At 70.1% G+C, this 19,892-nt stretch carries 15 protein-coding genes and 2 pseudogenes; 13 read left to right on the top strand and 4 right to left on the bottom strand.

The features are described from left to right. Positions 1-2: 2 nt before the first annotated feature. The 3 genes from ASG32_RS24015 to ASG32_RS24025 are packed head-to-tail and all read right to left on the bottom strand — an operon-like array spanning position 3 to position 3,360. Positions 3-932 carry an ABC transporter permease gene (locus ASG32_RS24015; RefSeq protein ID WP_056531468.1) on the bottom strand — a complete coding sequence of 310 codons (930 nt, stop codon included), beginning with the start codon at positions 930-932 and terminating at the stop codon, positions 3-5. Further along, positions 929-1,873: an ABC transporter permease gene (locus tag ASG32_RS24020; protein ID WP_056531470.1), complete on the bottom strand. Its 945-nt coding sequence runs from the start codon at positions 1,871-1,873 to the stop codon at positions 929-931. Before ASG32_RS24020 ends, ASG32_RS24015 begins: the two co-directional genes overlap by 4 nt. Next, on the bottom strand, positions 1,873-3,360 hold the full coding sequence (locus ASG32_RS24025) for an ABC transporter substrate-binding protein (RefSeq protein WP_056531473.1): 1,488 nt from the start codon (positions 3,358-3,360) through the stop codon (positions 1,873-1,875). Before ASG32_RS24025 ends, ASG32_RS24020 begins: the two co-directional genes overlap by 1 nt. A 440-nt stretch (positions 3,361-3,800) precedes the next feature. Here ASG32_RS24025 and ASG32_RS24030 point away from each other — a divergent pair, with 440 nt between their 5' ends. The 11 genes and pseudogenes from ASG32_RS24030 to ASG32_RS24070 all read left to right on the top strand — a co-directional run bounded on the left by ASG32_RS24030 (position 3,801) and on the right by ASG32_RS24070 (position 14,246). After that, positions 3,801-4,292: a PilZ domain-containing protein gene (locus tag ASG32_RS24030; RefSeq protein ID WP_244492167.1), complete on the top strand. Its 492-nt coding sequence runs from the start codon at positions 3,801-3,803 to the stop codon at positions 4,290-4,292. 112 nt (positions 4,293-4,404) lie between these two features. Next, positions 4,405-5,013 (top strand): HupE/UreJ family protein, encoded by a 609-nt coding sequence (locus ASG32_RS24035; RefSeq protein ID WP_056531475.1) that lies wholly within the window; start codon positions 4,405-4,407, stop codon positions 5,011-5,013. 62 nt (positions 5,014-5,075) lie between these two features. Further along, a complete protein-coding gene (locus ASG32_RS24040) occupies positions 5,076-5,399 on the top strand; it encodes a LysR family transcriptional regulator (protein ID WP_199866160.1) in 324 nt (107 codons plus the stop codon). 121 nt (positions 5,400-5,520) lie between these two features. Next, positions 5,521-6,210, top strand: a complete 690-nt coding sequence (locus tag ASG32_RS24045) for a hypothetical protein (protein ID WP_056531477.1) — start codon at positions 5,521-5,523, stop codon at positions 6,208-6,210. A 384-nt stretch (positions 6,211-6,594) separates the two neighbouring features. Then, a partial coding sequence (locus ASG32_RS35355; RefSeq protein ID WP_244492169.1) for a porin occupies positions 6,595-6,851 on the top strand: 257 nt, incomplete at its 3' end. 1 nt (position 6,852) lies between these two features. Continuing rightward, positions 6,853-7,237 (top strand): annotated as a pseudogene (locus ASG32_RS35360) (porin); the annotation flags it as partial. 41 nt (positions 7,238-7,278) lie between these two features. Beyond that, positions 7,279-7,551: porin (locus tag ASG32_RS34725; protein ID WP_206780038.1), on the top strand; the 273-nt coding region annotated here is incomplete at its 3' end. Between the two features lies 1 nt (position 7,552). Next, positions 7,553-8,767 (top strand): annotated as a pseudogene (locus ASG32_RS24055) (porin); the annotation flags it as partial. A gap of 860 nt (positions 8,768-9,627) precedes the next feature. Continuing rightward, positions 9,628-11,223: a porin gene (locus ASG32_RS24060; protein WP_056531481.1), complete on the top strand. Its 1,596-nt coding sequence runs from the start codon at positions 9,628-9,630 to the stop codon at positions 11,221-11,223. A 308-nt stretch (positions 11,224-11,531) separates the two neighbouring features. Beyond that, the gene (locus tag ASG32_RS24065) at positions 11,532-12,914 is read left to right on the top strand and encodes a 2-hydroxycarboxylate transporter family protein (RefSeq protein WP_056531483.1); all 1,383 of its coding nucleotides are present in this window, start codon (positions 11,532-11,534) and stop codon (positions 12,912-12,914) included. A gap of 24 nt (positions 12,915-12,938) precedes the next feature. Then, positions 12,939-14,246, top strand: coding sequence for an MFS transporter (locus tag ASG32_RS24070; protein ID WP_056531485.1), 1,308 nt, complete (start codon positions 12,939-12,941; stop codon positions 14,244-14,246). A 13-nt stretch (positions 14,247-14,259) separates the two neighbouring features. Here ASG32_RS24070 and ASG32_RS24075 read toward each other — a convergent pair whose 3' ends face one another. Further along, on the bottom strand, positions 14,260-14,913 hold the full coding sequence (locus tag ASG32_RS24075; RefSeq protein WP_056531487.1) for a GntR family transcriptional regulator: 654 nt from the start codon (positions 14,911-14,913) through the stop codon (positions 14,260-14,262). 116 nt (positions 14,914-15,029) lie between these two features. Between ASG32_RS24075 and tcuA the strand changes: the two genes are divergently transcribed. Both tcuA and addB read left to right on the top strand, forming a co-directional pair. Then, entirely contained in the window at positions 15,030-16,526 is a 1,497-nt protein-coding gene (gene tcuA, locus ASG32_RS24080; protein WP_056531488.1) for an FAD-dependent tricarballylate dehydrogenase TcuA, read from the top strand. Positions 16,527-16,643: 117 nt separating this feature from the next. After that, positions 16,644-19,808, top strand: coding sequence for a double-strand break repair protein AddB (gene addB, locus ASG32_RS24085; RefSeq protein ID WP_056531490.1), 3,165 nt, complete (start codon positions 16,644-16,646; stop codon positions 19,806-19,808). The last annotated feature ends 84 nt before the right edge of the window (positions 19,809-19,892 follow it).

Raw genomic sequence — 19,892 nt, forward strand, 5'->3', positions numbered from 1 at the left:
CGTCATGTGCGCTGCCTCGGATCGAGGGCGTCCCGCAGGCCGTCGCCGAACAGGTTGAAGGCGAGCACCGCGAGGAAGATCGACAGGCCAGGCCAGATCGCCATCCAGGGCGCCTCGTCCATGAAGTTCTTGGCGGTGTTGAGCATCGCCCCCCAGGACGGCTCGGGCGGCTGCTGACCGAGGCCGAGGAACGAGAGGCTCGCCTCCGCGATGATCGCCGCCGCGATGGTCAGCGTCGCCTGCACGAGGATCGCCGGGACGATGTTGGGCAGGATGTGGACCCGGGCGATCCGCCAGGGCGGGTTGCCCATGGCGCGCGCGGCCTCGACGAACTCCTCCGCCGCCACGGCGCGGACCTGCGCCCGGGTCAGCCGGATGAAGGTCGAGGTCGCCGAGAGGCCGATCGCGATCATCGCGTTGACGAGGCTCGGGCCCAGGAAGGCGGCGAGCGCGATCGCCAGGATCAGGAACGGGATCGCCAGCAGCGCGTCGGTGAGCCGGGAGATCGCGCCGTCGATCCAGCCACCCGCGTAGCCGGCGAGCAATCCCAGGGGCAGGCCGAGGGACACCGCCAGCGCCACCGAGACGAGGCCGGCGCCGAGCGAGGCCCGGGTGCCGAAGATGATCCGCGAGAGCACGTCGCGCCCGACCTCGTCGCCGCCGAACGGGTGCGCGAGGCTCGGGGGCCCGCGGACGTTGCCCCAGTCGGTGGCTGTCGGGTCGTAGGGAGCGATCCAGGGCGCGAACACCGCCATCAGCACCAGCAGGCCGACGATGACGAGGCCCACGACCGCGCTCCGGCGCGCGCGCAGGCGTCGCCAGAAGGCCGCGAGGGTGCCGGGCTCCTGGATGAGCCCGTTGGCGGGGGCGCCGGACGGGGCGGCCTCCAGGCCGACCGCCTCGGCGCGGGCGATCTCGCTGCCGGTGCTCATGCCCGCCTCAGCTTCGGGTTCACGGCCGCCGCGAGCAGGTCGGCGGCGAGGTTCAGGGCGATGTAGGTGGCGGCCGTGCAGATCACGACGCCCTGCACGGTGGCGAAGTCCCGGTTGAACACCGCATCGACCATCAGCTTGCCGAAGCCCGGCACGGAGAAGACCTGCTCGGTGAGCACCGCTCCGGAGAGGAGCTGGCCGAATTCCAGCGCCCCCAGGGTGATGATCGGGATCGCGGCGTTGGGCAGGGCGTGCCGCAGGGTGACCCGCAGCGGCGAGACGCCCTTGGCGCGCGCGGTGCGGACGTAGTCGGAGCCGAGCACGCCGAGCATCGCCGCGCGGGTGTGGCGCATCATCACCGCCGCGATGGCGTTGCCGAGCACGAAGGCCGGCATCGCCATGGCGGCGAGGTTCTCCGACAGGCTCTCGAAGGGCGAGATGTAGCCCGAGGCCGGTAACCAGCCGAGCTCCACCGAGAACAGCAGGATCAGCAGGATCCCGAGCCAGAAATTCGGCACCGACAGGCCCCAGAGGGCCACGCCGTTGGCGATCGTGTCGGCGGCCTGCCCGCGCTTGACCGCCGAGAGCACGCCCATCGGCACGCCGATGGCCAGCGCCACCAGCATGGCGAGGCAGGCGAGTTCGAGCGTCACCGGCAGCTTCTCGACGATCAGCTCGGAGACCGGCTTCTGCAGCCGGATCGACTCGCCGAGATCCCCCCGCAGCACGCCGCCGGCCCAGTAGGCGTAGCGCACCGGCAGGGGCTCATCGAGGTGGTATTTTTCCCGGATGAACGCGATCACCTGCGGATCACGCTCCTCGCCGGTGAGCGCCGTGGCGACGTCGCCCGGCAGCAATTGCTGCAGGGCGAAGATGATCATCGAGGCTAGGATCAGGGTCGGGACCGCCAGGGCAAGGCGCCGTGCGAGAAACCGCAGCATCAGTTCAGCTTCAGCCCGGTGAAGCGCACGAGCCCGTCCGGGTAGGGCACGAAGCCCGTGATCTTCTGGCTGTAGGCCCAGAGCAGCTTGCGGTGTAGGATGTAGATGCCCGGCCGGTCCTTCAGGACCTGATCGGCCAGGGCCTTCCAGGCGGCCTTGCGCTTGGCCGGATCCACCGTCCCGCGCTCCGCCTGGAGGGCCGCGTCGGCTTCCGGGCTGCAGTACTTGGGATAGTTCAGCGCCGCCTTGCAGGCCAGGAAGCTGAACGTGTTGCCGTCCGGGTCCGAGCGGCCGCTCCAGGAATAGAGCTGCACCTCGTAGTTGCCCTTGTCGGCGGCATCGAGCGCGGTCGTGAAGTCCACCGCCTGGATCTTCACGTCGAAGCCGGCCTCCTTGGTCATCGCCTGGATCACTTGGCCGACCTGCGGCGACTCGCTGTTGGCGTAGACGGTCAGCGTGATCTGCGGGTTCGGCTTCCCGGCTTCGGCCAGCAGCGCCTTGGCCTTGGCGACGTCCCGCTTCGGGATCGGGTACTCGGCGACGTAGTTCGGGTTCTTCGGGTTGACCCACTGGTTCCCGGCCAGGAACTCGCCGTTGTAGACCACCTGATTGATGGCGTTGCGGTCGATGGCCGCCTCGAACGCGGCGCGCACCTTCGGGTCGGAGACCGGCGAACCGGCCTTGTGGGGGTTGAACAAGATCTCTTGGAAGCCGAGCTCGTAGGTTGAGTCGAGCTTCAGCTTGGCGTCACGCTTCACCTGCGCCACGTCGGTGGGGGCGAGGCGCTCCAAGAGGTCGAGCTGACCCGCGCGGAGGTTGGTGAGCCGCACGGTGGCGTCGGGGATCGGCCGGAACTCGATTCGCTGAATGTGGATCGCGGCCTTGTTCCAGTAGTCGGGGAAGCGCTCGACCACAATCCGGTCCTGCGGCACCCGCTCGACGAACTTGTACGGACCGGCGCAGACCGGCGCGGAGGCGAACTTGTCGCCGAGCCGCTCGGCGGCCTTGGGCGAGACCATCATGCCGGCCCGGTCGGTGAACTGCGCCAGCAGCGGCGCGAACGGCTGCTTCAGGTTGATGCGGAAGGTCAGGTCGTCGACCACGTCCACGGAGTCGATCGGCGCGATCTCCGAGCGGCGCTGCGAGCCCGGCATCTTCATGTGCCGCTCGATCGAGAACTTGGCGGCGGCGGCGTCGAGCTTCTCGCCGTCGTGGAACAGCACACCCGGACGCAGGTGCATGGTCAGCGCCTTCTCGTCGGGCGACAGCTCCCAGGAGGTGGCGAGCTGCGGCACCGGTTTCAGGTCCGGGCCGATATCCACGAGCTTGTCGCAGAGCGCGGCGAACACCATCCGGCTCGCGAAGGTCCGGGCGAGCGTCGGGTCGAGGGCGTCCGGATCCTCCATCATGCCGTAGCGCAGGGTCTGCGCGGCGGCGGGCCCGGTGAGGGCGAGCCCGGCGAGGAGACAGGCGGCGTAACGCAACATGAGACCGATCCGGGTGGAGGCGGGAGAAGCGGAGCGGACCGGCCGGTCCGTTCCGGAGGCGGCCGGCAGTGTTGCGCGGCCGTTTGGCATGCACAATCCCAGGCAGCATCCATGCCATACAATCAGGGTGCATCTTTTATTCAATCCGCGCCGCGAGCCTCTGAGGCCGCCGTTTCGAGCCGGCCGGCGGCGTTCGATGACGGCGCGACCGCGCCAAGGTCGAGATCGGCCTTCGACCAGTTCCGTGAGCGCCGGTTCTGCGGTGCGACTTAGATCGGGATAAGTCCAATTTTACGTATTGCTTGAACAGGCCAGAAGAAACTTCGGCCCCAGAAGGTCGCCGATGTATTCTTTATGATGATGCGGGTGTGATGGTCCGGCGGCACATCGTCATGTTGCCCGCGTTGTGCTGGAACCAGCGGCGTCGCGATTTTTACGCCGTGACCGCCGACGTCTCGACCGAGGGCATCCGGTTCCGCTCCTCGTCGCTCCTGGTGCCGGGTGAGCATCTCACCTGCAGCATCCGCCATATCGGCACGCTCGAGGCCCGCATCGCCCGCGTGGCCGGTCAGGAGTTCGTTGTCTGTGTCCGCGGTGGGCGCGCGACTCTCACTGACGTCGCCCGTCAGTTCGTGACGCTGGCAAAGGCCCAGGACCTGCAACCCGAACCGATCCGCGCGCACCGTCGGATCGTGCCGAAGCAGAAGATCGTCCAGATCACCACTTCATCGGGCGAGGCCCTCCAGGGACACGTCCTCAACGTTTCGGCCTCCGGCGTCGCCCTGCTCGTCGATCACGCGCTGGAGATCGGGGCGATGATCCGCGTCGGGCGAAAGACCGCCACCGTGATGCGCCACTTCACCCACGGTGTCGGGGCCGCCTTCTCGGAGCCGTTCGCGCCGTCCGCGGTCCACGAGGCGATGTCGCTCTGAGGGCCGCCCGCGGATCCCGGCGCCGCCGCGGTGCGGCGATCATCGGCCACCCGCCCCTCGCAGAGGCGGCGGAAGGGCGCTACAACTTCGCGGGTCCAGCGAAGGATCACCGATGAAGCGACCGCTCTCCGCCCGTTCCGCCACATCCCTGGCGCTCCTGCCGGCCGCACTCGTCCTGCTGCCCCAGGCGGCCTTCGCCCATCCGGGGCACGGCACCGCGACGGGCGCGGAGGCGGGGTTCCTCCATCCGCTCATGGGCGCCGACCATGTTCTCGCGATGGTCGCGGTCGGCCTCCTCGCCAGCCTGCGCGGCGGACGGGCGCTCTGGGCGCTGCCCCTGTCGTTCCTGGCGTTGATGAGCGTGGGGGCGGGGCTGGGCATGGCCGGCGCGGTGCTGCCGCATGTCGAGCTCGGGATCGCGCTGTCCATCGTCGTGTTCGGCCTCGCCGCCATCGTCGGCCTGCGCGCGCCGGTGGCCCTGCTGGCTGCGCTGGTCGGGGTCTTCGCGGTGTTCCACGGCTACGCCCACGGCGCCGAGATGCCCGAGACCGCCTCCGGCCTGTCCTTCGGCCTCGGGTTCCTCGCGGCCACCGCGCTCCTGCACGCCGCGGGGATCGGACTCGGCGCCGCGGCGTCGCGGATCGGAGCGACGCGGGCCGCCCCGGCCCTCGGTGCCGGCCTCGCCGCGGCCGGTCTCGCGCTGCTGGCGCTCCCCGCCTGAGCGCCGTACCCGACCCGCTCCGGAGCCCCGCCCGGGCCGCGGGCGCGGCGCCCCGGCTGAGCATCCGCATCGATCTCGGGCCGCGGCACCGCCTCGGCCCCGGCAAGGTGCGGCTCCTGGAGATGATCGCCGAGCACGGTTCCATCGCGGGCGCCGGCCGCGCGCTGGGCATGTCGTACCGCCGGGCCTGGCTGCTGGTCGAGGCGATGAACACCGGCTTCGGCCGCCCCGTGGTCGAGGCGCAGACCGGTGGCCGGGCCGGCGGGGGCGCGCGCCTCTCGGCCTTCGGCGCCGACGTGGTGCGGCGCTACCGGGCCGTCGAGGCGGCCGCGGAGGCGGCGGCCGCGCCGTTCCTGATCTGTCTGGGACAGGCCGGGGACGCGTAACCGGGCCGGGCACGGGCGCGAACCCGGATGCGATGTCACAGGCCCTCGTGGGCTGACATCCCATCATCCCGCCCCACGTCCAGCCGGTCGCGACAATCCCGGCACCAGGAAGAGAACCCCCATGGCAAAACTCACGACGCTCGCCCTGATGGGGCTGCTGGCCGTCACCACCGGTGCGCAGGCGGCGCCGAAGGTCGAGCGCCTGCGCGGGACAGTCGAGGCGGTCGCGGGCGGCGGCTTCACGCTGAAGACACGGGACGGCGCGTCGGAGACCGTGGCGCTCGCCCCCGACGCCAAGGTTTCCTGGGTGGTCCCGTCGAGTCTCGACGCGATCAGGGACGGGGTCTTCATCGGCACGGCCACGAAGGGCGAGCCGCCGGTGGCCCTGGAGGTGGTGCTGTTCCCCGAGGCGATGCGCGGCACCGGCGAGGGACACTACGACTGGGACATGATCCCCGACCACACGGCGGGCGGGGCGCCGGTGCGGAGCGCCATGACCAACGGAACCGTGAAGGCGGACGTGCGCTCGACCGCTCCCGACGCGCCCCGCGTGAAGAGCGCGATGACCAACGGGACCGTCAAGGCGAGCCGCGGCGGGGCGGAGCGGACCCTCACGGTCGATTACGGTCAGGGCCAGTCGCTGCAGATCCTGGTGCCGCCACAGGCGCCGGTCGTCAGCTTCGAGCCCGCCAGCGCCGCGGCCGTAGCGCCCGGCGCCAAGGTCTTCGTGATCGCCGCGCGCGGGGACGACGGCCGCATCACGGCGCGGCGCGTCGCCGTCGGAAAGGACGGGCTGACGCCGCCCATGTAAGGCGCCCGTCCGGCGCCGGCGAATCGGCTGGGACGGCGTGAGCCGCCCGGTCCCGGGTCGGGGCCGGGCGAAAGGCTGCCCGTCGGCGCGGCAGCTCAGCCGCTCAGGACAGCATTCGTGCACATTCGGCGGACCGTTGCCGACTAAAGCGCCCCGAGAATGTTGCCAGGCCGCAACATCGCGCTGGAACTGCCAAGGCAGCCGCGAATCCTCGTTGCTCGCGGAAACCCGTTCGCACATGGTGATCGTGCACGGGGGCATCGCCAAGCGAGAGCCCGCAGGAGCCTGCCACCTAAGACGCAGGCCAAACCTACAGAACGTGCGGCTAGACCCGGATAACCGGGCAGGTCCGCATCATTGGGTCTCGAAGCTTTGGAGATGTCTATGAAGCTCTTGAAGAGCTCATTGCTCGGGTCTGCTGCTGCGTTCGCGGCGGTAGGCGCAGCCCACGCCGCCGACCTCCCGGTCAAGAAGGCGGTCCCGATCGAGTACGTCCGCGTCTGCGGCGCGTACGGCGCCGGCTTCTTCTACATTCCCGGCACCGACACCTGCCTGCGTCTCTCCGGCCGCGCCCGGTTCGAGGGCGGCTACATGACCAGCTACTCGCGGCAGAACGGCACCAACGTCGGTGATACGTCGGGNCGACACCTGCCTGCGTCTCTCCGGCCGCGCCCGGTTCGAGGGCGGCTACATGACCAGCTACTCGCGGCAGAACGGCACCAACGTCGGTGATACGTCGGGCTACCAGGGCCGGATGCGCATCAACCTCGATGCCCGCACCCAGACCGCCTACGGCACCCTGCGCGCCTTCGTGCGCCTCGATGCCGGATCCCGCACTGGCTATTCCGGCGTCGGCCAGTCGGGCACCCAGCAGCGCATCGGCCAGGCCTTCCCGGCTCTCGGCATCGACCAGTTCGGTCGCGCCTCGCAGTTCGTGAACGTCGACAAGGCCTTCATCCAGTTCGCCGGCATGACCGCCGGTCGCGCCTCGTCGTTCTTCGACTTCTACGCCCACGACTTCGAGTTCGCGGCACCAACGTCGGTGATACGTCGGGCTACCAGGGCCGGATGCGCATCAACCTCGATGCCCGCACCCAGACCGCCTACGGCACCCTGCGCGCCTTCGTCCGCCTCGATGCCGGCGCCCGCACCGGCTATTCCGGCGTCGGCCAGTCCGGCACCCAGCAGCGCATCGGCCAGGCCTTCCCGGGCCTCGGCATCGACGCATTCGGCCGTGACTCTCAGTTCGTGAACGTCGACAAGGCCTTCATCCAGTTCGCCGGCATGACCGCCGGTCGCGCCTCGTCGTTCTTCGACTTCTACGCCCACGACTTCGAGTTCNCAGTTCGTGAACGTCGACAAGGCCTTCATCCAGTTCGCCGGCATGACCGCCGGTCGCGCCTCGTCGTTCTTCGACTTCTACGCCCACGACTTCGAGTTCGCCGGCGCCACTGCCGGCTCGGATCTCGCCTCGACCAACCTGCTCGCCTACACGGCCACGCTCGGCAACGGCCTGTCCGCCACGATCTCGGCCGAAGACCCGGTCTTCCGCCGCAGCCCGATCTTCTCGCCTTCGAATACGACTGGCGCTGGTATCGTCAATAACTCGAACATTGCCAACTTCGCTCAGTCGAACTCGCCGGCCGAGGTCTTCATTGGCTACACTAACGGTCAGCCGACCCGGTACAGCTTCGTCGACGTGATCCAGCGCACGCGCATGCCCGACTTCGTCGGCGCCCTGCGCCTCGATCAGGCCTGGGGCTCGGCTCAGCTGTCGGCCGCGGTCCACGAGCTGAACGTCGGCAACGTGGCGAATGGCGCCGGTGTGGGCTCCGGCTCGAACATCAGCATCCCGCACACCAGCAACTCGTACGGCTGGGCGGTGCAGGGCGGCCTGAAGATCAACACGCCGTTCATCGCGCCGGGCGACGCCCTCTACCTGCAGGGCGCTTACGGCTCCGGCGCTCAGCTCTACACCGGCTACTCTCAGTTCAGCGGCTCGTACGCGCAGAGCCCGGCCACGATCCAGGGTCAGAAGTTCAGCCAGTTCTTCAATGACGCTACGATCAACCCGTTCACGGGTCAGATGCAGCAGTCGACGAGCTTCAGCGCGACGGCCTCGTACCTCCACTACTGGACGCCGGAGTGGCGCTCGGCCTTCTTCGGGTCGTACGGTGAAATGAACTTCTCGGGGGCGGCTCGTGCGGCTCAGGGCATCGCCTACGCGGTCGCCAATCCGTTCGGCCTGATCAACTTCGGTGCCAACGCCGTCGGTACGCCGGGAACACGGTTCTACAACCTGAGTGAGGCGCTGCGCGACACCTACCAGTTCGTGGCGGGTGGCAGCATCATCTGGTCGCCGGTCAAGGACCTCGATATCGGCGTCGAGGGCTTCTACACCCAGATCGGCGTCAAGAATGGTCGCGTGATCGACAAGGACAAGAGCCCGACCGCCTACGCCAACGTCGCCGGCATCAACAACGGCACCTTTGTGCCGCGGACCACGACGGCGGACAGCGTCTCCACCTTCCGCTTCCGCGTCCAGCGCGACTTCTAAGCCACTCCACCGGCGCCGGGGCCTCGGCCTCCGCGCCGGTCCCCGTGCTTCAGGAACCTCAAGGCTCGGCTTCGGCCGGGCCTTTTTCGTTGTGCCGGGCCGCCCTGAATCCGTAACGCCTCCGGCCGCCAGCGCGCGGTCGGCCACGCGACCAGTGCGTTCCGCGCCGCGATCCCGCCCGCTCCGGCCGACCCATGATAGGGTCCGGCGATGCGCCGCCCCGCGCGCAGGGCGCCGCCGGTGCGCGCCATCGTTCGTTCGGACCCGCTTTCCCGGCGCGCGCCGCGTCCATTGAGCCGGGCAAACGCCGCCGCGCCGTGCGACACGTGCCATCCCGCAAATGAGCCGAGCCTCCGGCCGACGCGTCGGACGGGCAGGACCCGCGCGTCGAATCGCTCGCCGGCGACCGCGTGCCGTTCGCGGGGCACCCAGGCGGTTCTGACTGCATCCGCCACGCCTGTCCGGTCAGAGACGGCCCGCACGACGGCTCCGAGTCGACTTCCGGGCCATCGCCTCTCGATTGGTGCTGGTCGTTCGAACGAGCCGGTTTTAGCAATATTTCATCCGTGCATCTAACCTGATAATATACAGATATACTGAGTAATTATCTCCGATTTTGCATTATTAGATAACATTTTGTTGCGGACTCGCAACGTTCATCTGCAGGATTGAAGATAAATCCGAATCTTTGTTGCGCGCGGTGGGGCCGCTGCACATCGTCGCCGGGCAAATGGGCCTCCAAACCGCCGTGGCGAGCGAGAACATGCCGATGATCTGCGAATAAATCGTGGATTATATTTGGTGTGTCCGGTCTCGCTCATCCGTTTGCGAGAATTGAACTTCAAATTCCGGAGACATCGATGACATTACTGAGATTATCGCTGCTGGCGACTGCCGCCGCGTTCGCGACAATGGGCGCCGCGCACGCCGCCGACCTGCCGGTCAAGAAGGCCGTCCCGGTCGAGTACGTCCGCGTCTGCGGCGCGTACGGCGCCGGCTTCTTCTACATCCCCGGCACCGACACCTGCCTGCGCATCTCGGGCCGCGCCCGGTACGAGGGCGGGTACATGACGGCGTCGACGCGGCAGGCCGGCACCAACGCCGGCGACAGCGCGGGCTATCAGGCGCGTCTGCGCATCAACCTCGATGCCCGCACGCAGACCGCTTACGGCACCCTGCGCGCCTTCGTCCGCCTCGATGCGGGATCCCGCACCGGCTACGCGCGCTCGGGGACGCAGGCGCGCATCGGGCAGGCCTACGACGCCACCGGCGTCGACCAGGCCGGGCATGCGCAGCAGTTCATGAACGTCGACAAGGCGTTCATCCAGTTCGCCGGCCTGACCGCCGGTCGCGCCTCGTCGTTCTTCGACTTCTACGCCCACGACTTCGAGATCTACGGCGCGACCGCGGGCTCGGACGTCTCCTCCACCAACCTCCTCGCCTACACGGTGACGGCCGGCGCCGGGCTGTCGGCCACGCTGTCGGTCGAGGACCCGGTCTTCCGGCGCAGCCCGATCTACGCGCCGGCCGGCACCGCGTCGCCGGTCAGCCCGGTCTTCGTCGGCTACTTCAGAGGCGCACCGATCGGGGTCAGCGGCGTCGACAGCATCCAGCGCGAGCGGCTGCCCGATGTCGTCGGCGTCCTGCGCGTCGATCAGGGCTGGGGCTCGGCGCAGCTCTCCGCCGCGGTTCACGAACTGAACGTCGGCAACATCGCGGCGACGCCCGCGGCGGGCGCCAACGTCAGCGTCGCGCACACCAGGAGCGTCGAGGGCTGGGCGGTGCAGGGCGGCCTGAAGATCAACGCCCCCTTCGTCGCGCCGGGGGACGCCCTCTATCTCCAGAGCGCCTACGCCGACGGCGCGCAGATGTATACGGGATACTGCGCCTTCACCGGCTGCTACACGCAGCTCAACAACGGCTTCCAGGGCCAGAAGATCTACCAGAGCTTCTCGGACGCGACGGTCAACCCCTTCACCGGCCAGTTGCAGACATCGCAATCCTTCTCGGCGGTCGCGTCGTTCCTGCATTACTGGACGCCGGAATGGCGCTCGGCGGTCTTCGGCGCCTACGGAGAGCAGGACTTCTCCCGCAACGCGCGCCTCGCCCAGGGCGCGCTCTACAACGTCCTGAGCTTCAACGGCGCCGCCAATCTCGGCTCCAACGCGGTCGGCGCGCCCGGAACCCGCTTCTACCAGTTGAGCCAAGCGCTGCGCGACACCTATCAGTTCGTCGCGGGCGGCAGCATCATCTGGTCGCCCGTGCGCGACCTCGATATCGGCGTCGAGGCCTTCTACACCCAGATCGGCGTGAAGCACGGTCGCGCGATCGACTCCGACAAGAGTCCCACCGCCTACGCCAACGTCGCCGGCATCAACAGCGGCACGTTCGTCCCGCGCACCGTGACGCAGGACTCGGTCTCGCAGGTCCGCTTCCGCGTCCAGCGCGACTTCTGATCGACGATCCCGGCGGCGGGGCCTCGGTCCCGTCGCCTGTCCCCGTCCGATGCCGTCATGGCCCGGTCGGCCGCTTGGCCAATTCTCTGAGCTGTGATCACGACGGAGACGGGATCTTAATCCCGGCCGACGGGACAGGTCGCGTCCTTTGTTCCCTGGATCGCGTTGCCGCCCTTCATCCGCGCTGATACGCCGGATGTCACTTTATCGCCGCCGATCGTGCGCGACCCGATGGATCGCGGCCCGGCGCGCGGTCGCGAGGGCGCGGCGAAGCGGCCCGCGAGCGGTCAGAGATCCGGGGGGACGCCATGACCAGCACCGTTTCACCGAGCCCGATCCCGTCGCCGGCGGAGGGCCGGGCCGAGGACGGGCGCGCGGCCCGGTTCTGGCCGGACGTCTGGTGGCGGCTGATCGACTTCAAGATCGGCATCATACCGCTCCCGATCTTCGTCGTGCTGGCGATCCTCCTCACCGTCCTGGTCCAGGAGGGCGAGATCAAGCCCGACGGGCCGACCATGATCGCCGTGCTGGTGATGGGCGGCTTCACCTGCGCGGAGATCGGCAAGCGGATCCCGATCCTGAAGAACATCGGTGCCGGGGCCATCTTCGCGACCTTCATCCCCTCGGCGCTGGTCTACTACGCCCTGGTGCCGCCGCAGATGGTCAAGGCGATCACCGATTTCACCAAGTTCACCAACTTCCTCTACATCTACATCGCCACGATCATCGTCGGCTCCATTCTCGGGATGGACCGCGAGGTCCTGATCAAGGGCTTCCTCAAGATCTTCGCGCCGCTCGCCCTCGGCTCGGTGGCGGCGGCCCTGGTCGGGACGCTGGTCGGCACGCTCCTCGGCCTCGGCCCCTACAAGACGTTCTTCTTCATCGTCGTGCCGATCATGGCGGGCGGCGTCGGCGAGGGGGCGATCCCGCTCTCCATCGGCTACGCGGCGATCCTGGGGATGCAGCAGGGCGTGGTCTTCGCCCAGGTGCTGCCGCCGGTGATGCTGGGCTCCCTGACCGCGATCATCCTGTCGGGCACGCTCAACTCCGTCGGCAAGCGCTACCCGCACCTCACCGGCGAGGGGCGGCTCCAGCCCGACTCGGACGGCATCAAGTCGAGCGACGCCCAGGCCAAGGCCGAGGCGGCGAAGGGCCAGATCGACCCCGCCACGATCGGTGCGGCCGGGCTCACGGCGATCACGCTATACCTGCTCGGCGTCATGGCCCACCACCTCGTCGGCCTGCCGGCGCCGGTGGCGATGCTGTTCCTCGCGGTCCTGGCGAAGCTCGCCAGCGCGGTGTCGCCCCATCTCCAGGCCGGCGGCTTCGTGGTCTACAAGTTCGTCCAGGTCTCGATGACCTACCCGCTGCTCTTCGCCATCGGCGTCGCGCTGACGCCCTGGCACGAGCTGATGGCGGCCTTCACTCTGGTGAACCTGATCACGATCGTGTCGACCGTCGTGACCCTGATGACGGTCGGCTTCTTCGTCGGCCGCTGGCTCGGCATGTATCCGATCGAGACCGCCATCGTGAACGCCTGCCACAGCGGCCAGGGCGGCACCGGCGACGTGGCGATCCTCACGGCGGCGAACCGCATGGCCCTGATGCCCTTCGCGCAGATCGCCACCCGCATCGGCGGCGCGCTGACGGTGACCGGCACGATCGTCGCCATGAAGTGGATCGGTGCCTGACGGGCACCCGGAAAGGACGTCGTCATGGCCGGTGATCCCGGGGCCGTCGGGGCCACGCTCAAGTCGCGGATCGGCGCGATCCTCCGCTCGACGAGCGGCAACTTCCTGGAGATGTTCGACTTCTTCCTGTTCGGGTTCTACGCCACCTACATCGCGCGGGCGTTCTTCCCCTCGGGCAACGAGACCACCGAGCTGCTCCTGACCTTCGGCACGTTCTGGCTCGGGGCGCTGATGCGGCCGCTCGGGGCGATCGTGCTGGGCGCCTATATCGACCGGATCGGCCGCCGGAAGGGCCTGATCATCACGCTCGCCATCATGGCGAGCGGCACGGTGCTCATCGCCTTCTGCCCGAGCTACGACACGATCGGCGTCGCGGCCCCGCTGATCGTGCTCGCCGGACGCCTGCTGCAGGGGTTCTCGGCGGGCGTCGAGATCGGCGGCGTCTCGATCTACCTGTTCGAGATCGCCACGCCGGGGCGGCGCGGCTTCTACACGTCGTTCCAGTCGGCGAGCCAGCAGGTGGCGATCATGTTCGCCGCCCTCATCGGCTACGGGCTGAACGCCTTCCTGACCAAGCAGCAACTCGGCGATTTCGGCTGGCGCATCCCGTTCTTCATCGGCTGCCTGATCGTGCCGTTCATCTTCTTCATCAGGCGGTCGCTCCAGGAGACGCAGGAATTCGCCAAGCGGACCCGCCACCCGACCACCCGCGAGATCCTGACCACGGTGGCCGCCAACTGGCGGATCGTGCTGCTCGGCATGATGTTGACCACGATGACGACGGTGACGTTCTACATGATCACCGTCTACACCCCGACCTTCGGCAAGAACGTCCTCAAGCTCACCGAGACCGACAGCCTGATCGTGACGCTGTTCGTGGCGATCACCAACTTCGTCTGGCTGCCCGTGGGCGGAGCGCTGTCGGACGCCATCGGCCGCAAGCCGGTGCTGCTGACGATCTCGACCCTGTCGCTGCTGACCACCTACCCTGCGCTGCACTGGCTCGTGGCCGACCCGACCTTCGGCAAGATGCTCGCTGTCGAGCTGTGGTTCTCGTTCTTCTTCGGAGTCTACAACGGCGCGATGGTGGTCTCGCTCTCGGAGGTCGTGCCGGCCCATGTCCGCGCCAGCGGCTTCTCGCTGGCCTACAGCCTCGCCACCGCGCTGTTCGGCACGGCGACGCCCATGGTCTCGACCTTCCTGATCGAGAAGACCGGCGACCGGGCGGCGCCGAGCTACTGGCTGATGGCGGCAGCCGCCTGCGGCATCGTCGCGACGCTCGCCCTGTTCCGCGGCCGGCCCAGTCTGGAGCGCGTGCCGGCCCACGCCTGAGGGTCTGGGGCCCTCAACTCTCCTGCCAGATCCGGATCCGCGCCTTGAAGGCGGCGCGGATATGGGCCCGGGCAGCGGCCTCGGCAGCATCCCCGTCGTGGGCCCGGATCGCCGCCACGATCGCCGCGTGCTCGGCGAGCGATTCCGCGGCGCGGTCGGGCGCCGCCAGTGTGGTGGCGCCCGGGAGCAGCACCAGCGACAGGCGCATCGTCTCCAGCGTGCCCTGCAGGAAGCGGTTGCGCGCCGCCCCGTGGATCTGGCGGTGGAACAGCCGGTTGGTCCGTGCCAGCGCGGGCGCGTCGCCGAGCAGCGTCCGGTCCCGGGCGACCATCTCCTCCAGGATCTCGGTCTCGACCGTGCTGGCGTGGATCGCCGCGAGGCGCGCGGCCGTCCCCTCCAGCACCTCGCGCAGGTCGTAGAGCTCGCTCACCTGCCCGTAGTCGAGCTGCGCCACGCTGGCGCCCCGGTGCGGCTCGTGGGCGACGAGTCCCTGCGCCTCCAGCCGGCCGAGCGCCTCGCGGACCGGCGTGCGGCTGATCTGGAACCGCTCGGCAAGCTCCGCCTCGCGCAGGCGGCTGCCGGGGGCGAGCTCGCCCTCCTCGATCGCCCGCAGCAGCCGCTCGTAGGCGCCGGCGCCGCTGGAGCGCTCCGCTTCGCTGGCCTTCATGTCCGGCTCTCCTCGGCTCGGCCATAGCGCGAAAGCGTGACGCCTGAAACGCTTGCGAAGAATTGCATGCAAACGTATACAATGCTCCGAGAGCAGCTGTTGGAGAGGAGGCAAGCATGCAGCGTCCGGACGATGCGCCGTGGGACGTGGTCGTGGTCGGGTCGGGCAACGCTGCCATGAGCGCCGGCCTCGCCGCCCTGGAGCGCGGCGCCTCTGTGCTGATGATCGAGAAGGCCGAGCGGGACCTCGCCGGCGGCAACACCGCCTACACGGCCGGGGCCATGCGCTTCGTCTACGCGGGCAACGACGACCTGATCCCGCTGCTGGTCGATCCCGAGGACCCGCGCCTGCCGCGGACCGATTTCGGTGCCTACACGGCACAGAAATTCGAGGCGGACCTGCTCGGCTTCAACGACGGGCGGCCGCTCTCGCGCGAGCAGCGCATCCTGATCGACGAGAGCGGCGCGGCCCTGCGCTGGCTGGCGACGCAGGGGGTGAAGTTCGAGCCGATCTACTCCCGTCAATCGTTCGAGAAGGACGGGCGCTTCGTGTTCTGGGGCGGCCTGACGCTCGCCACCCACGACGAGGGCTTCGGCCTCGCCCGGGCCGAGCTGGAGGCCTTCACTCGGGCCGGCGGCGAGATCCGCTACGGCTGCCCGGCCCGGGGCCTGATCGTGGAGGACGGGCGCGTCGTCGGCGTGGAGACGCCGCAGGGTCCGGTCCGGGCGACGTCCGTGGTGCTGGCCTGCGGCGGCTTCGAGGCGAACGCCGCCCTCCGGACACGCTTCATCGGCGAGGGCTGGGACAAGGCCCGGGTGCGCGGCACACCCCACAACCAGGGCGACGGGCTGCAGATGGCGCTCGACCTCGGCGCGAAGGCCCACGGCTTCTACGGTGGCTGCCACGCCACGCCGATGGACCTGCACACCCCCGATTACGGCAACCTCGAGCTGCCGCACGGCGAGCGCAAGCACTACCGGAAGATCTGCTACTTCCTGGGCCTCATGCTGAACGCGGACGGCGAGCGGTTCGTCGACGAGGGCAAGAATTTCCGCAACTACACCTACGCCCAGTTCGGCCGCTCGATCATGGAGCAGCCCGGGCACGTGGCGTGGCAGATCTTCGACGCCAAGGTCGATCACCTGCTCTACAGCGAGTACCGGTTCCACGACGCGCACTTCGTCGAGGCCGACACCCTGGACGGGCTCCTCGACAAGCTCGAGGGCATCGACCGCGCGGCGGCGCGGCGGACCATCGCGGCGTTCAACGCCGCCGTGGACGAGAGCGTGCCCTTCGACCCGACCGTGAAGGACGGGCGCGGCACGAAGGGGCTCGACCTGCCGAAGTCGAACTGGGCGCAGAGGATCGAGACCGGGCCGTTCAAGGCCTACCCGGTCACGGGCGGCATCACCTTCACCTACGGCGGCGTCGAGGTCGGCGACGACGGCGGCGTGAAGCGCGCGGACGGCGGCGCGATTCCTGGCCTCTACGCCTGCGGCGAGATGGTCGGTGGCGTGTTCTTCAACGGCTATCCCGGCGGCTCGGGGCTGACCTCCGGCGTCGTGTTCGGCCGCCGCGCCGGCTACGGCGCCGCCGCGAGGGCGAAGGGCTGAGGACAGCGGCGGAGCGCGACCGAACTCCTCCGATGCGGGGAGGGAAGCCGCGCGATCGTTCCCCAGCGGCCCATCGTCCCCTGTCCGCCGCCCCGGCGCGAGCGTAGAAGCCCAGCCATGCCCGCCCGACAGGCCGTTTTCACCATCTCCCGCGGCGTCCCGTTCCTGCCGACGCTCGCCGAGGCGCTGCTCTCCGGCCGCCTGGTCGGGCCGGTGGCGGACGATCCGCTGGCGCTCGCCTCCGTCACGATCTACCTGCCGACCCGCCGCGCGGCCCGGGCGCTCGGCGCGATCCTGGCCGAGAGGCTCGGCCGGGACGCGCCCGGCCAGGCGACGCTGCTGCCGCGGATGGTGCCGCTCGGCGAGGCCGACGAGGCCGAGCTCGACCTCGCCGCCGAGCCGCTGCTGGAGGAGAACGCCGACCCCCTGAGCATCCCGATGCCGCCGCTGGAGCGCCGGCTGATCCTGGCCCGCCTCGTCCAGGCCTGGGCCAGGACCGTCGACCGGACGCTGCTGCCGCTGGACGCCGAGGTGCCGTTCCTGGTGCCGTCCTCCCCTGCCGACGCGGTCGGGCTCGCCGGCGATCTCGAGCGCCTGATGGACGCGCTCACCGTCGAGGGCCTGCCCTGGTCGGAGATCGGCGCGGCCGTCGATGCCGAGTATTCCCGCTACTTCGGCCTGACCCTCGACTTCGTGAAGATCGCCGCCGAGAACTGGCCGAAGCTCCTGGCCGAGCGGGGCCTCGCCGATCCCGTCGCCCGCGCCCGCGGGCTCGTGCTCGCCGAGGAGAGGCGCCTGTCGCGCGGCGCGACGCCGGACCCGGTGATCGTCGCCGGCTCGCTGGGCTCCGTCCCCGCCACGGCCCGGCTCATCGCCGCCGTGGCCAAGCTGCCCCACGGCGCCGTGGTCCTGCCCGGGCTCGATCTCGACCTCGACGGGGCCGGCTGGGACGGCATCGACACCGGCGAGGGTTTTTCCCGCGTGATCGCGCACGGCCATCCGCAGGCGGTGCTGCACCGGTTGCTCGGACCGGAGAACCTCAACCTCGACCGCGCCGAGGTCGTCGCCCTCGGCGAGCCCGACCCCGGCCAGGCGGCGCGAGCCGCGCTCCTGTCGCAGGCCCTGCGGCCGGCCGACACCACCGACGCGTGGGCCGCCCTCGACCCGGCCGAGCGCGACACCGTCGCCCGCCTCGGCCTCGAGGGGCTCGCGCTCGCCGAAGCGGCCGACGAGCGCGAGGAGGCGCTGGTCGCGGCGCTGGCGCTGCGCGAGACCCTGCAGACCCCCGGTGCCACCGCGGCACTCATCACGCCCGACCGCGGGCTCGCCGGCCGGGTCGCCGTCGAGCTGCTGCGCTGGGGCATCGTGGCCGAGGATTCCGCCGGGCTGTCCCTGGCCGTGAGCCCGGCCGGGCGGCTCGCCCGGCTCGCGGCGGAACTCGCCGCCGACCTTGCCCGCGATCAGGCCGACGCGATCCCGGCCCGGCTGATCGCGCTGCTCTCCCATCCGATGGTCCATCTCGGCCTGCCGCGTCCCGACGTGGTCCGGGGCGCGGCCGCCCTGGAGATCGGATTGCTGCGCGGCCCCGTTCCGGCCCCGGGCTTCGACGGCCTGCGCAAGGCCCTCGCTGCCGAGCGCGCCGGGCCGCCCGAGCACCGGCCCCGGGCCAAGCGCCGCCTGAAGGACGTCGACTGGGAGCTGGCCGCGAACCTGCTGGACCGGCTCGATCTGGTGTTCCGGGATTTCCCGGGACCGGACGGGGCGGGGGAATGCGACCTCGTCACCACCGCCGCGGGTCACAGTGAGGCGTGCGACCGGCTGATCGCCGGGCCGGAGGAGGGTCCCCCGGTCGAGACGGACGGATCCCTGTCCTGCCTCGACGCCCTGTTCGACGACCTGGAGATGGCGGAGCCCGGCCTGATGCCGGGGCGGTTCGACGACTACGCCACCTTCTTCACGTCGCTCGCCCGGGAGCGCAAAGTCGCCTGCTCGGGCGAGGCGCCGCATCCGCGCCTGCGCATCCTCGGGTTGCTGGAGGCGCGCCTCCTGTCGGTGGATCGCGTGGTGCTCGGCGGGCTGGACGAGGGCGTCTGGCCGGTGCGCACGCTGACCGACTCGTTCCTCAACCGGCCGATGCGCGAGCGGGTCGGCCTCAACCCGCCCGAGCGGCGGATCGGGCAGATGGCCCACGACTTCGTGCAGGCGCTCGGTTGCCGCGACGCGGTGATCACCCGGGCGCTGAAGCGGGAGGGCGCCCCGACCGTGCCGTCGCGCCTGATCCAGCGCCTGCGCGCGCTCTCGGGCGACGCCCGCTGGGACGCCGTCCTGCACGCGGGGCGCCGGCTCGCGGGCCTCGCCGCGCGGCTGGACACGGCGCCGGCGGAGCCGCGGCTGAAGCGCCCCGCGCCGAAGCCGGACCCGGCCCTGTTCCCGCGCTCGCTCAGCGTCACCGAGATCGAGACGCTGGTGCGCGATCCCTACAGCATCTTCGCCCGCCACGTGCTCGGGCTCGACCCGCTCGACCCGCTGGCGGCGGCGCCGGGCGTCGCCACCCGCGGCTCCCTGGTGCACGACGTCTTCGCGGAATTCGCCAGTCGCCATCCCAAGGACCTGCCGCCGGACTCCGCGGAGCGGCTGCTGAACTTCGCGGTGAACGCCTTCGGCGACATCGAGGCGGAGTACCCGAACCTCTACGCCGAGTGGTGGCCGCGCTACGAACGCATGGCCTCGGCCTATCTCGACTGGGAGGCGCGGCGCCGGCCCGGCCTGACCCGGGTCTACCCGGAGGTCTCCGGGCGCTGGGCGATCCCGATGGGGCGCGAGACCTTCACGCTGCGCGCCCGGGCCGACCGGATCGAGCTGCGGCCGGACGGCACCGCCTGCATCGTCGACTACAAGACCGGGACGCCGCCCTCGGGCAAGATGATCTTCTCCGGGTTCTCGCCGCAGCTCACCCTGGAGGCGGCGATGCTGATGCACGGCGCCTTCGCGGAACTGCCGGCCGTGAAGACGACGCCGGACCTGCTCTACGTCCACGCCTCGGGCGGGCGGAAGCCCTTCGTCCCGATCCCGGTGAAGCCGCCCCGGGGCGAGGAGCGCGGCGTGGAGGCGATCGTGGCCGAGCACGCCGCGCGGCTCCGGGGACTGGTAGCCCGGTTCATGACCGGCGAGGCGGCCTACACGGCGCGGCCCTACCCGCAATATGCCAGCCGGTACGGCGCCTACGACCACCTCGCCCGGGTGCTCGAGTGGTCGCTCGCCGGGGACGAGGGCGGGGAGTGACCCCGCCCGCGCCCTCATCCTGAGGTGCCGAAGCGCAGCGGAGGTCTCGAGGAAGCCTCCCGGTATCGCCGCGATCCCGGGGGA

Origin of the sequence: Methylobacterium sp. Leaf361 (genome assembly GCF_001424445.1) — a bacterium.
In the GTDB taxonomy this organism is placed as follows: Bacteria; Pseudomonadota; Alphaproteobacteria; order Rhizobiales; family Beijerinckiaceae; genus Methylobacterium.

Coding starts and splice junctions, on each gene's coding strand:
- ASG32_RS24015 (WP_056531468.1), bottom strand. CDS start 932: ATGAGCACCGGCAGCGAGATCGCCCGCGCCGAGGCGGTCGGCCTGGAG.
- ASG32_RS24020 (WP_056531470.1), bottom strand. CDS start 1,873: ATGCTGCGGTTTCTCGCACGGCGCCTTGCCCTGGCGGTCCCGACCCTG.
- ASG32_RS24025 (WP_056531473.1), bottom strand. CDS start 3,360: ATGTTGCGTTACGCCGCCTGTCTCCTCGCCGGGCTCGCCCTCACCGGG.
- ASG32_RS24035 (WP_056531475.1), top strand. CDS start 4,405: ATGAAGCGACCGCTCTCCGCCCGTTCCGCCACATCCCTGGCGCTCCTG.
- ASG32_RS24045 (WP_056531477.1), top strand. CDS start 5,521: ATGGCAAAACTCACGACGCTCGCCCTGATGGGGCTGCTGGCCGTCACC.
- ASG32_RS24060 (WP_056531481.1), top strand. CDS start 9,628: ATGACATTACTGAGATTATCGCTGCTGGCGACTGCCGCCGCGTTCGCG.
- ASG32_RS24065 (WP_056531483.1), top strand. CDS start 11,532: ATGACCAGCACCGTTTCACCGAGCCCGATCCCGTCGCCGGCGGAGGGC.
- ASG32_RS24070 (WP_056531485.1), top strand. CDS start 12,939: ATGGCCGGTGATCCCGGGGCCGTCGGGGCCACGCTCAAGTCGCGGATC.
- ASG32_RS24075 (WP_056531487.1), bottom strand. CDS start 14,913: ATGAAGGCCAGCGAAGCGGAGCGCTCCAGCGGCGCCGGCGCCTACGAG.
- tcuA (WP_056531488.1), top strand. CDS start 15,030: ATGCAGCGTCCGGACGATGCGCCGTGGGACGTGGTCGTGGTCGGGTCG.
- addB (WP_056531490.1), top strand. CDS start 16,644: ATGCCCGCCCGACAGGCCGTTTTCACCATCTCCCGCGGCGTCCCGTTC.